The following is a 14,140-nucleotide window of genomic DNA, read 5'->3' on the forward strand; positions in this document are numbered from 1 at the left end:
CTTAAAGCTAATCTGAGCAGGGTTAGCCGGCCCCTAAGTCGAGGCAGAAATGCGTAGACGATGGGAACCACGTTAATATTCGTGGGCCTGGAGGAAGTGACGGATCATTGAGGTAGTCCAATCTTATCGGATTGAACGGGCTGCTGCGTGGTTCCAGGAAATAGCTCCTCCTTATAGACCGTACCCGAAACCGACACTGGTGGACTGGTAGAGTATACCAAGGCGCTTGAGAGAACTATGCTGAAGGAACTCGGCAAATTGCACGCGTAACTTCGGAAGAAGCGTGACCCTTTTCCACGCAAGTGGAGGAGGGTGGCACAGACCAGGGGGTAGCGACTGTTTATCAAAAACACAGGGCTCTGCGAAGTCGCAAGACGACGTATAGGGTCTGACGCCTGCCCGGTGCTGGAAGGTTAAGAGGAGGGGTGCAAGCTCTGAATCGAAGCCCCAGTAAACGGCGGCCGTAACTATAACGGTCCTAAGGTAGCGAAATTCCTTGTCGGGTAAGTTCCGACCTGCACGAATGGCGTAACGACTTCCCCGCTGTCTCCAGCATAGACTCAGTGAAATTGAATTCCCCGTGAAGATGCGGGGTTCCTGCGGTTAGACGGAAAGACCCCGTGCACCTTTACTATAGCTTTACATTGGCATTCGTAGTGGCATGTGTAGGATAGGTGGTAGGCTTTGAAACCTGGGCGCCAGCTCAGGTGGAGCCACCCTTGAAATACCACCCTTATCACTATGGATGTCTAACCGCGGCCCGTTATCCGGGTCCGGGACAATGTATGGTGGGTAGTTTGACTGGGGCGGTCGCCTCCTAAAGAGTAACGGAGGCGCGCGATGGTGGGCTCAGAACGGTCGGAAATCGTTCGCTGAGTGCAATGGCATAAGCCTGCCTGACTGCGAGACTGACAAGTCGAGCAGAGACGAAAGTCGGTCATAGTGATCCGGTGGTCCCGCGTGGAAGGGCCATCGCTCAACGGATAAAAGGTACGCCGGGGATAACAGGCTGATGACCCCCAAGAGTCCATATCGACGGGGTTGTTTGGCACCTCGATGTCGACTCATCGCATCCTGGGGCTGGAGCAGGTCCCAAGGGTATGGCTGTTCGCCATTTAAAGCGGTACGTGAGTTGGGTTCAGAACGTCGTGAGACAGTTCGGTCCCTATCTGCCGTGGGTGTAGGAATATTGAAAGGATCTGTCCCTAGTACGAGAGGACCGGGATGGACGGATCTCTGGTGGACCTGTTGTGGCGCCAGCCGCATAGCAGGGTAGCTATATCCGGACGGGATAACCGCTGAAGGCATCTAAGCGGGAAACCCACCTTAAAACGAGTATTCCCTGAGAACCGTGGAAGACGACCACGTTGATAGGCCGGGTGTGGAAGAGCGGCAACGCTTGAAGCTTACCGGTACTAATAGTTCGATCGGCTTGATCGTTCTCATTCCTTATGCCCATCACCAGCGCAATCCTTTGGATTGCGCCGAGATGGATGGCACAGAAAACAGCTTCTCGAGCAACGTGCGCTTTGCCGACCTGGTGGTTATGGCGGAGCGGCTGCACCCGATCCCATTCCGAACTCGGCCGTGAAACGCTCCAGCGCTGATGGTACTTCGTCTCAAGACGCGGGAGAGTAGGTCGCTGCCAGGTCTGCAAAACGCACGTCGCAAAAATCCAATCTTCTCCTTACATAACAGGCCCGCCATACGGGAGCTCGGGCCGCGCAAGCGGCCCTTTCATTTGGCGGAACCAACTAAGCGCTGACTTGTTTCAAAAGTTGACGCGGGGTGGAGCAGCACCCGTCCGCCCACAAAGGCCAAGGCCTTGAGGACGGACAAACCAACAAGTCCGGGCTGCCCGGCCGGCATTCGCCGTTAAGTTGACGCGGGGTGGAGCAGCCCGGTAGCTCGTCAGGCTCATAACCTGAAGGTCACAGGTTCAAATCCTGTCCCCGCAACCAAATCAAAAACGGCCCGCATCGCGCGGGCCGTTTTGCGTTTGCGGCCCGGCACGGGGTCGCCTTGTAACCGCGGTTCTCAGCCCACGGCCTGCTTTCAGCCGATGGCGTAGGCTCACGGCAGGAGTTCGTCGATCTGGCCGTTGGCATGGCCGTTGACGATCCGGGTGAGAATGTGGCGAGGTTCAGGCCGCGTCGCCCTACCGCAGGCTTTCCAGCTCGCGGATGCGTTTGGCGCCGTCGGCCTCGAGCTGCCGGGTGACGGCGCCGATCAGCGTTTCGGCCACGACGAAAAGGGCCGCTGAGGAGTCCCAGGCCGAGGGCACGGCGGTGCGCCCGGCGATGACATGGCGGGCGAAGCGGGCGATCGGCGACAGCCACTGGTCGGTGAACAGCACGATCTGCACGCCGCGCTGATGCGCGGTTTCGGCAAAGCGGATCAGGCTGTCCTGGTAGCGCCTGATGTCGAAGATCACCAGCACGTCGCGCTTGCCCATGTCGATCAGCCGGTCGCGCCAGACGCTTTCCTGTCCGGCGAGGTGAAAGACGTTGGGCTGGACGATGGCGAGGTGGGCGGCCATGTAGCGCGCCAGCGGATCGGTGAAGCGGCCGCCGATCAGGAACGTCTTGCCGCGCCGGTCGGCAAGCTTTGCGACGATGTCGGCAAGCTGTTTGTCGGACAGATGCCGGAACGTCTCGCGCATGTTGTCGAGCGTTGCCTCCAGCATCGGCGATACCGCGCCGCCGCCCAGCGCCGACGGATTGAGCGTCCGCGATGCCGGCGATTGCAATTGCGCCGCCAGTTCGTCCTGCAGCGCCGACTGGAATTCCGGGTAGTTCTGGAAGCCGAGCCGGGCGACGAAACGCAGGATCGTCGGCGAGGAGACGCCGGCGACAGCTGAGAACTCGGCGACCGTCTTCAGGCCGATCAGCGGATAGTTGGCGATCAGCGTTTGCGCTGCGCGGCGCTCGCCCGCCGGCATCGTGCCGATGCGGTCCGAGATCAGTTCGGCGATGCTCGAAATCATCTTTTCCCCACCCTGGCCGCTTTGCCGAAATCGCGTTTGACAAAGCCCGACAAACTGTATGAAATCATCCGCAGGGACGCAATGAGGTAAAATACGTAACATACGATACAGCGCTCCCCGGGGACGACAGGACAATGGAGACAGCACGGCCCGCCAGCCTTGCATTGCCTGAAACCGTGAGGGTGACAAACCCCGGCGGTTCGAGCCCATTCGTGCTGACCTGCGACCACGCCTCCAACTTCCTGCCGCCGGAATTCGGAACGCTCGGCCTTGCTGCCGAGCAGCTTTCCCGCCACATCGCCTGGGACCCCGGCGCGCTGCCAGTCGCCCACCGCATGGCCGAGGCGCTCGACGCGACGCTGGTCGAGACCCGCATTTCGCGCCTTGTCATCGACTGCAACCGGCCACTGGATGCGCCCGACCTGGTGCCGCCGGTCAGCGAGACCACCGCCATTCCGGGCAATGCTGGCCTGTCGGAAAAGCAGCGCGCCGCGCGCATCGCTCTGTCCTGGCAACCCTTCCATGACACGCTCGCGAGCATCATCGACAAAAGGCTGGCGCGCGGGCTCGAGACGCGGCTGGTTTCAATCCATTCCTTCACCCCGGTCTACAAGGGTATGAACCGGCCTTGGCATATCGGCATCATCCACGACGAGGACCGCCGGCTCGCGGCGCCGCTTATCGCCGCGCTGCGGCGGCTCGCCGGCGTCACAGTCGGCGTCAACGAACCCTATTCGCCGGCCGACCGCGTTTATTTCACGCTGGAACGCCACGCGCGCCCGCGGGGGCTACCCTGCGCGATGATCGAAATCCGCAACGACGAGATCTCCGGCGAGGCCGGGCAGCGAAAATGGGCGGACCTGCTCACAGGCATTTTTCTAGATCTGGAGCCCGAGGCGGCCAGGGGCTCCCGAGCAAGCGCAGTGGGAAAGTCAGCACAATCGGCCAACTAAGAACCAGAAGGGGACAAAAATGTCAGCGCAAGACTATTCGGACGTCGACAAGAAGGAGGATCTGAAGGTCCTTCACGGAATGGGCTATGCCCAGGAACTCTCGAGAAGCATGAGCCGCTTCTCGAATTTCGCCATCTCGTTTTCGATCATCTGCATCCTGTCGGGTGGCATCAATTCCTTCGCGCAAGCCACGTCGTCGATCGGCGGCGCAGGCGCCGGCATCGGCTGGATCGTCGGCTGCGCCGTTTCCGGATTTTTTGCACTCGCCATGGCGCAGATCGCCTCGGCGTTTCCGACCGCCGGCGGCCTCTATCACTGGGCGTCAATCCTCGGCAACCGCTTCACCGGCTGGCTCACCGCCTGGCTCAACCTGCTTGGCCTGATCACCGTGCTCGGCGCGATCAATATCGGCACCGCCTTCTTCTTCGTCGGCACTTTCGGCGGAGCCTTCGGCATGACTGGCACGCCTGGCGAGATCGTCGGGTTTGTCGCCTTCATCACCGTGTTGCAGGCGCTGCTCAACCATTTCGGCATCAAGTTGACGGCTATGCTGACGGACGCCTCCGGCTTCCTGATCCTGGCAACGACAGCCGTGCTGATCGTCGCTTGCCTGATGTTTGCTCCAGCGATCGACATCACACGGTTGTGGACGTTCACGAACTATTCGGGTGATGCAGGCGGCGGCGTTTTCCCGCAGTCCGATTCCATGGGGTATCTCTTCCTGCTCTGCCTGCTACTGCCGGTTTACACCATCACTGGCTATGACGCGTCGGCGCATACTTCGGAAGAGACGTTGAAGGCAGCGCACTCGGTTCCGCGGGCGATCGTTTCGTCCGTGCTCTGGTCATCGCTGATCGGCTGGGTGATGCTATGCGCGATCGTATTGGCGATCCCCGATCTGGCGGCCGGCGCCAAGCAGGGCTGGGGCGTGTTCTTCGCGACGATGGACGCGATCTTGCCGTCGTGGCTTAAGACGCTGCTCTATCTGGCCATCCTGATCGCGCAGTTCCTCTGCGGTCTCGCAACGGTCACCTCTGCCTCGCGCATGCTTTTCGCCTTCTCGCGTGACGGTGGCATGCCGGTCGGCTCGGCCTCGCTAGCCAAGGTTAGCCCGGCCTGGCGCACGCCGGTCAATGCGATTTGGACGGCTGCGGTCCTCGAGATCATCTATGTCTTTCTTGCCCAGTTCATTTCGATCGGTGGCACGAACATCTATACCATCGTCGTCAATTCGACATTGGTGTTCCTGTTCCTGTCCTTCATCATTCCGATCGTGCTCGGCATGATGGCTTTCGGAACGGAGAAATGGCCGAATCCCGGCCCGTGGAATCTCGGCGCCGGCCTGTTCAAGCTGTTTTGCATCCTGTCGGTCATCGGCATGGTCATCATCTTCTACATCGCCATCCAGCCGCCAAACGACAAGGTGCTCTATATCACCCTGGGCTTCATCGTGCTGACCGCCGTGCTTTGGTTCGGCTTCGAGAACCGTCGCTTCAAGGGCCCGCCGATCGGCGACCAGATTGCCAAGCGTCAGGCAGCGATCAAGGCTGCCGAGGTAGCCATAGGCGAGGCCGGCGCCTGACACCTCTCCATCGCCATGGCCGGCGCCTGCCGGCCATGGCGTTCCACATCTTCAAGGCGACAAGCCCGAAACGACAAGCACTGGAGTGCCAAAGGAATGGCCGGAAATTTCTCGTTCGATCAGTTGAAGAAGGCGGTCTCCAGCGGCGAGATCGACACGGTGCTGGCCTGCATTGTCGACATGCAGGGGCGGCTGGCGGGAAAGCGGTTCCTGGCACAGTATTTCGTCGAGTCCGCCCATGACGAGACGCATGGCTGCAACTATCTCTTGGCCGCCGACATCGATATGGAACCGGTGCCCGGCTACAAGGCGGCGAGCTGGTCGAAGGGTTACGGCGACTTCGTCATGAAGCCGGATCTGTCGACGCTGCGGCGCATTCCATGGCTGGAAAAGACGGCGCTGGTGATCTGCGACGTGCTCGACCACCATACCCATGACGACCTGCCGCATTCGCCACGCGCCATCCTGAAGAAGCAGGTCAAGCGCCTGAGCGAACGCGGTTACATCGGTTATTTCGCCTCCGAGCTCGAATTCTATCTGTTCAGCGAGACCTATGATTCCGCCCGCAAGAAGCACTGGCAGGGCCTCGACACCGCCTCCCCCTATATCGGCGACTACCAGATCGGCATCACCACCAAGGAAGAAGGCGTCATGCGCCGGCTGCGCAACGAGATGGAAGCAGCCGGCATTCCGATCGAGAACTCCAAGGGCGAGTGGGGTCCGGGCCAGGAAGAAATCAATGTGCGCTATGCCGAGGCGATCGACATGGCCGACCGCCACGTCATCCTGAAGAACGGCGCCAAGGAAATCGCAGAGTCCGAAGGCAAGGCGATTTCGTTCATGGCCAAGTATAATTATGGGCTGGCCGGCAATTCCAGCCACATCCACAATTCGCTGTGGAGCGCCGACGGCAAGACGCCGCTTTTCTACGACAGACAAGCCGAATGGACGCTGTCGACGCTCGGTCAGCAATGGGCGGCCGGCCAGCTCAAATACGCCAAGGAATTCACCTGGTTCCTGGCACCCTACATCAATTCCTACAAGCGTTTCCAGGCCGGCACCTTCGCGCCGACCAAGATCATGTGGAGCGAGGACAACCGCACCGCCGGTTTCCGCCTGTGCGGCGAGGGCACCAAGGGCATCCGCATGGAATGCCGTATCGGTGGTGCCGACCTCAACCCCTATCTCGCCTTCGCCGCGCTGATCGCGGCCGGCCTTGCCGGCATCGATGAAAAGCTGGAGCTGCAGAAGCCCTTCGTCGGCGATGCCTATCAGGCCTCGCAGCTGCCGGAAATTCCCAAAACCCTGCGCGATGCCACCGAGACGCTGGCGAATTCGGAGATGCTGAAGCAGGCGTTCGGTGACGGCGTGCTCGAACATTATGTCCATACGGCACGCTGGGAGCAGTTCGAATACGACCGCCGCATTACGGACTGGGAACTGCACAGGGGGTTTGAGCGGTACTAAACTACGCCAGCGCTGCCGTTCAGCCTTTGGTGCGGAGGCGGGTAGCTCAAAACCGAGATTGTCATAAGCTGCGAGGACTCAAGGAATGACCGAAACGGTCAAGATAAAATCCCCCGTCGATGGCTCGCTCTATGCCGAGCGACCGATCGCCACGGATCAGGCGATCAATGCCGCGGTCGAGCGTGCCAAGGCAGCGCAGGAAAAATGGGCGCAGACGCCGGTCGTCGAGCGCGGCAAATATATGCTTGCCATGCTGGAAGCGCTGGTCGCCATGACCGATGAGATCGTGCCGGAAATCGCCTGGCAGATGGGCCGTCCGGTGCGTTATGGCGGCGAGTTCGGCGGCGTCAGGGAACGCACCAACTACATGGTCGAGATCGCCGAAGCGGCACTGAAGCCGGTGATGGCCTCCAATCCCAAGGACGGGTTTCGCCGCTATGTGAAGAAGGTGCCGCTCGGCGTGGTCATGGTGATCGCGCCGTGGAACTATCCCTATCTCACCGCCGTCAACACCATCGTGCCGGCGCTGATGGCCGGCAGCGCCGTCATCCTCAAGCACGCGGCGCAGACGCTGTTGGTCGGCGAACGCTTTCAGCAGGCTTTCGACAAGGCCGGCCTGCCAAAGGGCCTGTTCCAGAACCTCGTCATGAACCACGCCCAGACTGAAAGACTGCTCGGCTCGGGCAAGATCGACCATGTCAATTTCACCGGCTCGGTTGCTGGTGGCCGCGCCATCGAGAAGGCTGCGGCAGGCACCTTCATGACGCTCGGCCTCGAGCTAGGCGGCAAGGACCCGGCCTATGTCCTGGCCGATGCCAAGATGGACCATGCCGTCGCCAACCTGGTCGACGGCGCCTTCTACAATTCCGGCCAGTGCTGCTGCGGCATCGAGCGCGTCTATGTTCACGAGAAGGTCTATGACGAGTTCGTCGAAGGCTTCATCGCCGAAACCAAGAACTACGTCGTCGGCAACCCGCTCGACCAGGCGACGACGATGGGTCCGATGGCACAGGCGCGCTTTGCCGACCTGATCCGCGAGCAGAAGGCCGAGGCGCTGCGCAAGGGTGCCAAGGCGCTCATCAACATGAAGGTTGCTAACGACGACCCAGGCTCGCCCTATCTGGCGCCGGAAGTGCTGACCGAGGTCGATCATCAAATGAGCGTCATGCGCGAGGAAAGCTTTGGGCCGATCGTCGGCATCATGAAGGTGCGCAACGATGAGGAGGCGATCGCACTGATGAACGACAGCCCTTACGGGCTGACGGCCTCGATCTGGACGCGCGACACCGAGCATGCGGCGGCGATCGGCGACCGCGTCGAGACCGGCACCGTGTTCATGAACCGCTGCGACTATCTCGATCCGGCGCTGGTCTGGACCGGCGTCAAGGACACCGGCAAGGGCGCGGCCCTGTCGGCCATCGGCTACGACAATCTGACGAGGCCGAAATCATATCACCTGCGTGAAACCATCTGATTTTCTGAAAGTCAAAAATGACAAAACTCATTTCCAAATGGAACTACCCGACAACCGTTCGCTTCGGCGCGGGGCGCATCAAGGAATTGCCTGATGTGCTTGATGCGACCGGCATCAAGCGGCCGCTCTTCGTCACCGATCCAGGGCTGGCCAAACTTCCGGTCGTTGCTTCTACGTTGAAGATCCTCGACGACGCCAAGGTTCCCTATGGCGTGTTTTCCGAGGTCAAGCCGAACCCGGTGGATTCGAACCTGACCGCCGGCATTGCCGTGTTCAAGAAGGGCAAGCATGACGGCGTCATCGCCTTCGGCGGCGGCTCGGCGCTCGATCTCGGCAAGCTGATCGCCTTTCAGGCCGGCCAGACGCGGCCGGTATGGGATTTCGAGGATATCGGCGACTGGTGGACGCGCGCTAATTCCGACGCGATCGCACCGATCATCGCCGTGCCAACGACGGCCGGCACCGGCTCGGAAGTCGGCCGCGCAGGCGTCATCACCAATGAGGCGACCCACACCAAGAAGGTCATCTTCCACCCGAAGCTGTTGCCGGCCATCGTCATCGCCGATCCGGAACTGTCGGTCGGCATGCCGGGCTTCATCACCGCCGGAACCGGGATGGACGCGCTCGCCCACTGCCTCGAGGCCTATTGCGCGCCGGGCTATCATCCGATGGCCGATGGCATCGCTGTCGAAGGCGTGCGGCTCGTGTTCGAAAACCTGCCGAAAGCCTACGCCAACGGCAAGGATCTCGTCGCCCGCGCCCATATGATGAGCGCGGCCGCGATGGGCGCCGCCGCCTTCCAGAAGGGGCTGGGCGCCATACACTCGCTGTCGCATCCGATCGGCGCGCTCTACGACACCCATCACGGCATGACCAACGCCGTGTTCATGCCTTATGTGCTGACCTTCAACCGCGACGCCATCGAGGTGCGCATCGCCCGGCTCGCCGCCTATTGCGGCATCAAGGGTGGCTTCGACGGTTTCGCCAAGGCGATCGTCAAGCTGCGCAAGGAGCTGAAGGTGCCGCACGCGCTGCCGGGCCTGATCAAGGGGCTCGAGATGGACAAGAAGCGCAAGGGCCTGATCGCCGACATGGCAGTGGTCGATCCGACCGCCGGCGGCAACCCGGTCAAGCTGACCAGGAAAGCGGCTCTGACGCTGCTTGAAAACGCCATTGCCGGCACCGTCTGAGACGGTTTTCGCACCCGAAAAATTGATCTGGGAATTGAGGGCAAAGAAAGGGGAAAAATGAAAGGTAAGACCGAAATTAATTAGCCGGAAAAATAATCGCGGGGCGATTGCTACAGCCGGTTAAAAAGAGTTTACTTTTTCGTACTGCGGGGCATCGCTTTCACAAAGCTTTCATCTGGCTGTCACACGAAAACGATACCGCATCGCAGGCGTCCAACGGCGTCAGTTCAACGGAGAGAACACATGTTCAAATTCACGGGAAAAGTGCTTTCCCTTACGGCCGTCGCCCTGATGGCGACCTCTGCCATCTCGTCGGCTCAGTCCATGGATGAACTGGTTGCCGCTGCCAAGGCGGAAGGCCAGCTCACCACAATCGCCCTGCCGCATGACTGGTGCGGCTATGGCGCCGTGATCGCCGGCTTCAAGGCGAAATATCCCGAAATCACCGTCAACGAGCTTAACCCCGATGCCGGCTCCGGCGACGAGATCGAGGCGATCAAGGCCAACAAGGACAATAAGGGCCCGCAGGCGCCCGACGTCATCGACGTCGGCCTATCCTTCGGCCCCACCGCCAAAGCCGACGGCCTGCTGATGCCCTACAAGGTGTCGACCTGGGACTCGATCCCCGACAGCGCCAAGGATGCCGAAGGCTACTGGACCGGCGACTATTACGGCGTGCTGGCGATGATGGTGAACAAGGATCTGGTCAAGGAAGTGCCGGCCGATTGGGCCGATCTCCTGAAGCCGGAATATGCCAACGCCGTCGCGCTCGCCGGCGATCCACGCGCCTCGAACCAAGCCATCCAGGCGGTCTACGCCGCCGGCCTTTCGAGCGGCGCCGCGGCCGGTGAAGCCGCAGGTACTGCCGGCCTCGAGTTCTTCAAGAAGCTCAACGCCGCCGGCAATTTCGTGCCGGTCATCGGCAAGCCGGCGACGCTTGCACAGGGTCAGACACCGATCCTGATCAACTGGGACTACAATGCGCTTGCCGGCCGCGACACGCTGAAAGGCAATCCGCCGGTCGACGTCGTCGTGCCGAAGACCGGTGTCGTCGCCGGTGTCTACGTGCAGGCGATCAGCGCCTACGCGCCGCATCCGAACGCTGCCAAGCTCTGGCTGGAATATCTCTATTCCGACGAAGGCCAGATTGGCTGGCTGAAGGGCTACTGCCACCCGATCCGCTTCAACGATCTCGCCAAGAACGGCAAGATCCCGGAGGACGTGCTGGCCAAGCTGCCGCCGGCCGCATCTTATGAGGCCGCAGTGTTCCCAACGCTCGACGAGCAGGGCAAGGCCAAGGAAGCCATCACCAAGAACTGGGACGCCGTCGTCGGCGCCAACGTTCAGTAAGGTTGAAAACCGCCGGGCGGCTTCACTGCCGCCCGGCATTCCACTAGAGCGACGTGCGTCCACTTGGACGCACAAAGTACGCTCTAGAACTCAAATTTTCGCATCGTGCTTTCCGAAAATCGAGTTCGATTTTCGGGCCGATGCGATAAGACGGTAGCCGGCGCATGACCGATCTCTCGCTTTCCGATCACGCGATTGCCGGGAAGACGGCGCCGCCCAGCGAGGCGCGCGCGTTTCGGCTGCCGACGCAATGGCTGGGCGTGGCGCCGTTCTTCATCTTCGCCATCATGTTCCTGGTCCTGCCCACGCTCTATCTGGTGCTGGGCGCGTTCCAGAACGATGCCGGCGCATTCACCTTCGACAACATCGTCGGTATCTTCGACCCACCCAATTTGTCGAACTACATGCAGTGCCAATATGATTCCTGGATTTCCTGGGTCGACGGAAACTGCAAGCTGCCCAGCATCCTTGCCGCCTACTGGATCTCGATCAAGATCAGCCTTGCTTCGTCGCTCATCGGCGCATTTGCCGGTCTGGCCATTGCCATTGCCATCGTGCGCGGCGGCCTGCCGAACTGGATACGGTCGGCGACGCTGACCTTTTCCGGCGTGGCTTCGAATTTCGCCGGCGTGCCGTTGGCCTTCGCCTTCCTCGCCACGCTCGGCCGGCTCGGCCTCGCGACGGTGATCCTGAACACCGTGTTCGGCTTCAACATCTACGCCCACGGCTTCAACATCCTGTCGTTCTGGGGCCTGACGTTGACCTATGTCTATTTCCAGATCCCACTGATGGTGGTCATCATCACACCGGCGATCGACGGGCTGAAGAAGGAATGGGGCGAGGCGGCCGCCACACTTGGCGCCACCACCGCGCAATACTGGCGCATGGTCGTCATCCCGGTGATCTGGCCGAGTTTTCTCGGCACCGTCATCCTGCTGTTTGCCAATGCCTTCGGCGCCATCGCCACCGCCTATGCGCTGACCGGCTCGTCGCTCAACATCATTCCCATCGTGCTCTACGCGCAGATCCGCGGCGACGTGCTGCACAACCCGCATCTCGGCTATGCCATTGCCTTTGGCATGATCGTCATCACCGGCCTCGCCAACGTCTTCTACATCTGGTTCCGGACGCGCAGCGAAAGGTGGCTCAAATGAAGAGCGGACGTTTCTGGGCCTGGGTCGTCTTCGCGCTGGGCGCGGCCTATTTCTTCATTCCGCTGATTGCAACCGTGGAATTCTCGATGCGCATGCGGCGCGGCGTCTATTCCTTCGATGCCTACGAGGTCGTGCTTGGCGACCCCCGCTTCCAGGCGACTTTCGGCTATTCGGTGCTTGCCGCCGTCTTCACCATCATCCTCGGCGTGCTGATCGTCGTGCCCACCGCCTACTGGATCCGGCTGCGGCTGCCGCAACTGAGGCCGGTCGTCGAGTTCATCACGCTGCTGCCGCTGGTCATCCCGGCGATCGTCATCGTCTTCGGCTACATCAGAATGTACGGATCGAACTCGCCGCTGCCGTTCCTGGCGAGCGATACGGGCACCAACGCCTTGCTGGTCATCGGCTATGCGACGCTGGCGCTGCCCTATATGTACCGCGCCGTCGACACCGGGCTTCGCACCATCGACGTGCGCACGCTGACGGAGGCGGCGCAGATCCTCGGCGCCGGCTGGGGCACGATCATCACCCGCGTCATTCTGCCCAATGTGCTGATCGCGGTATTGTCGGGCGCCTTCCTTACCTTCGCCATCGTCCTCGGCGAATTCACCATGGCCAGCCTGCTCAATCGGCCGGCCTTCGGTCCCTACCTGCAGAACATCGGCGCCAATCGCGCCTATGAGCCGGCAGCACTTGCCATCATTGCCTTCGCCATTACCTGGGCGTGCATGTCGCTGATCCAGATCCTGTCGCGTTTTGCGCCGCGATCGGCGAACCGGCCAAACTGATCGAAAAGTACTGACCGAAAGAAAAAAACCATGGCCGAGCCATTCCTCTCCATCCAGCATGTGCGAAAATCCTTCGGCCCCACCACCGTGGTCCAGGATTTTAACCTCGACGTCGAGCCGGGCGAATTCGTCTCCTTCCTCGGGCCATCGGGCTGCGGCAAGACGACGGTGCTGCGCATGGTCGCCGGCTTCGAGGAGCCGAGCGCCGGCAAGATCGTGGTGGCCGGTAAGGACATCACCCGGCTCAAGCCCAACCAGCGCAATGTCGGCATGGTGTTCCAGGCCTATGCGCTGTTTCCGAACCTGACCGTGGCGCAGAACATCGGCTTCGGACTGAAGGTCGCGGGCATGCCAAAGGCCGATGCTGACAGGCGCGTTGCCGAGATGCTCGACCTCATCAAGCTGCCGCAGATGGGCGATCGCTATCCCTATCAGCTCTCCGGTGGCCAGCAGCAGCGTATCGCGCTGGCGCGGGCGATCGCGCCGAAGCCGAAGCTCCTGCTGCTCGACGAGCCGTTGTCGGCGCTCGACGCCAAGGTCCGCGTGTCACTGCGCGAGGAAATCCGCTCGATCCAGAAGAGGTTAGGCATCACCACGATCTTCGTCACGCACGACCAGGAAGAGGCGCTGTCGATCTCCGACCGCATTGCCGTGATGTATGGTGGCAAGGCCGAGCAGGTCGGCACGCCGTTCGAGATCTACAACCGGCCGGCGACCAAGTTCGTCGCCAATTTCGTCGGCACGCTGAACGTGCTCGAAGGCACCGTCACCGATGCCGCTTCGGGCAAAGTGCGCGTCAACACGCAGGAGGTCGCGCTCAAGGGCAAGCTCAACGGCTCGAAAACCGGCGACAAGCTATCCCTAGCGCTGAGGCCCGAGGCGATTTCGCTCGGCCGCCATCCCGGCCGCGATTCCAGCCTTTCGGGCGAGATCGCCGAAGTCCATTTCCTCGGCTCGGTCATCCGGGTTCGCGTCGGCATCGGCGGCAGCACGGTGTCGCTCGACACGTTCAACAGCCCGGCCGCCCCGCCGCCCGCCGTCGGTGAGAAGGCCGAGATTTCCTTCTCGTCGGGCGACATGCTGGTGCTGCACTAGAGCGCTTTTGGTGGAACCAAAACCGCGCTCCAGGTCTTGTTTGACGCATTTTGTCGGACGCCAAGCGAAGACGTTTGGCTGCAAAATGCTCTAAAGCGCGT

The 14,140-nt window shown here is 61.2% G+C and carries 10 protein-coding genes, 1 tRNA gene and 2 rRNA genes (1 of these 13 cut by a window edge); 12 read left to right on the top strand and 1 reads right to left on the bottom strand.

Annotation, left to right across the window (positions count from 1 at the left end):
• From EJ075_RS17525 to EJ075_RS17535, 3 genes are all read left to right on the top strand, one after another.
• Positions 1–1,440 (top strand): 23S ribosomal RNA (locus tag EJ075_RS17525); it begins 1,429 nt to the left of the window's first position.
• 96 nt (positions 1,441–1,536) lie between these two features.
• Positions 1,537–1,651: ribosomal RNA gene (gene rrf / locus EJ075_RS17530) — 5S ribosomal RNA — on the top strand.
• Positions 1,652–1,884: 233 nt separating this feature from the next.
• Positions 1,885–1,961: transfer RNA gene (locus EJ075_RS17535), tRNA-Met, on the top strand.
• Between the two features lie 197 nt (positions 1,962–2,158).
• Here EJ075_RS17535 and EJ075_RS17540 read toward each other — a convergent pair.
• On the bottom strand, positions 2,159–2,986 hold the full coding sequence (locus EJ075_RS17540) for a MurR/RpiR family transcriptional regulator (protein WP_126105097.1): 828 nt from the start codon (positions 2,984–2,986) through the stop codon (positions 2,159–2,161).
• A 134-nt stretch (positions 2,987–3,120) separates the two neighbouring features.
• On the opposite strand from EJ075_RS17540, the gene EJ075_RS17545 reads away from it, so the two are divergent.
• The 9 genes from EJ075_RS17545 to EJ075_RS17585 all read left to right on the top strand — a co-directional run bounded on the left by EJ075_RS17545 (position 3,121) and on the right by EJ075_RS17585 (position 14,039).
• The gene (locus EJ075_RS17545) at positions 3,121–3,939 is read left to right on the top strand and encodes an N-formylglutamate amidohydrolase (RefSeq protein ID WP_095484033.1); all 819 of its coding nucleotides are present in this window, start codon (positions 3,121–3,123) and stop codon (positions 3,937–3,939) included.
• A 19-nt stretch (positions 3,940–3,958) separates the two neighbouring features.
• Complete coding sequence (locus tag EJ075_RS17550; RefSeq protein WP_126105098.1) at positions 3,959–5,521, top strand: amino acid permease; 1,563 nt, start codon at positions 3,959–3,961, stop codon at positions 5,519–5,521.
• A 96-nt stretch (positions 5,522–5,617) separates the two neighbouring features.
• Entirely contained in the window at positions 5,618–6,988 is a 1,371-nt protein-coding gene (locus tag EJ075_RS17555) for a glutamine synthetase family protein (RefSeq protein WP_126105099.1), read from the top strand.
• A gap of 85 nt (positions 6,989–7,073) precedes the next feature.
• Positions 7,074–8,462 (top strand): aldehyde dehydrogenase family protein, encoded by a 1,389-nt coding sequence (locus EJ075_RS17560; protein WP_126105100.1) that lies wholly within the window; start codon positions 7,074–7,076, stop codon positions 8,460–8,462.
• Between the two features lie 17 nt (positions 8,463–8,479).
• The gene (locus EJ075_RS17565) at positions 8,480–9,652 is read left to right on the top strand and encodes an iron-containing alcohol dehydrogenase (protein ID WP_126105101.1); all 1,173 of its coding nucleotides are present in this window, start codon (positions 8,480–8,482) and stop codon (positions 9,650–9,652) included.
• Between the two features lie 243 nt (positions 9,653–9,895).
• A complete protein-coding gene (locus EJ075_RS17570; protein WP_095484038.1) occupies positions 9,896–11,002 on the top strand; it encodes an ABC transporter substrate-binding protein in 1,107 nt (368 codons plus the stop codon).
• Between the two features lie 164 nt (positions 11,003–11,166).
• Complete coding sequence (locus EJ075_RS17575; protein ID WP_095484039.1) at positions 11,167–12,156, top strand: ABC transporter permease subunit; 990 nt, start codon at positions 11,167–11,169, stop codon at positions 12,154–12,156.
• A complete protein-coding gene (locus EJ075_RS17580) occupies positions 12,153–12,944 on the top strand; it encodes an ABC transporter permease (protein ID WP_095484040.1) in 792 nt (263 codons plus the stop codon). The genes EJ075_RS17575 and EJ075_RS17580 overlap by 4 nt, the downstream gene beginning before the upstream one ends.
• Positions 12,945–12,974: 30 nt before the next feature.
• Positions 12,975–14,039 carry an ABC transporter ATP-binding protein gene (locus tag EJ075_RS17585; protein WP_126105102.1) on the top strand — a complete coding sequence of 355 codons (1,065 nt, stop codon included), beginning with the start codon at positions 12,975–12,977 and terminating at the stop codon, positions 14,037–14,039.
• Positions 14,040–14,140 lie beyond the last annotated feature (101 nt).

The organism is Mesorhizobium sp. M6A.T.Cr.TU.016.01.1.1, from assembly GCF_003952585.1.
Taxonomy (GTDB): Bacteria; Pseudomonadota; Alphaproteobacteria; order Rhizobiales; family Rhizobiaceae; genus Mesorhizobium; species Mesorhizobium mediterraneum.

Excerpts from the sequence above, each read along its gene's own strand:
- EJ075_RS17575 (WP_095484039.1), top strand. The coding sequence starts at position 11,167 with ATGACCGATCTCTCGCTTTCCGATCACGCGATTGCCGGGAAGACGGCG.
- EJ075_RS17570 (WP_095484038.1), top strand. The coding sequence starts at position 9,896 with ATGTTCAAATTCACGGGAAAAGTGCTTTCCCTTACGGCCGTCGCCCTG.
- EJ075_RS17545 (WP_095484033.1), top strand. The coding sequence starts at position 3,121 with ATGGAGACAGCACGGCCCGCCAGCCTTGCATTGCCTGAAACCGTGAGG.
- EJ075_RS17585 (WP_126105102.1), top strand. The coding sequence starts at position 12,975 with ATGGCCGAGCCATTCCTCTCCATCCAGCATGTGCGAAAATCCTTCGGC.
- EJ075_RS17540 (WP_126105097.1), bottom strand. The coding sequence starts at position 2,986 with ATGATTTCGAGCATCGCCGAACTGATCTCGGACCGCATCGGCACGATG.
- EJ075_RS17565 (WP_126105101.1), top strand. The coding sequence starts at position 8,480 with ATGACAAAACTCATTTCCAAATGGAACTACCCGACAACCGTTCGCTTC.
- EJ075_RS17580 (WP_095484040.1), top strand. The coding sequence starts at position 12,153 with ATGAAGAGCGGACGTTTCTGGGCCTGGGTCGTCTTCGCGCTGGGCGCG.
- EJ075_RS17560 (WP_126105100.1), top strand. The coding sequence starts at position 7,074 with ATGACCGAAACGGTCAAGATAAAATCCCCCGTCGATGGCTCGCTCTAT.
- EJ075_RS17555 (WP_126105099.1), top strand. The coding sequence starts at position 5,618 with ATGGCCGGAAATTTCTCGTTCGATCAGTTGAAGAAGGCGGTCTCCAGC.
- EJ075_RS17550 (WP_126105098.1), top strand. The coding sequence starts at position 3,959 with ATGTCAGCGCAAGACTATTCGGACGTCGACAAGAAGGAGGATCTGAAG.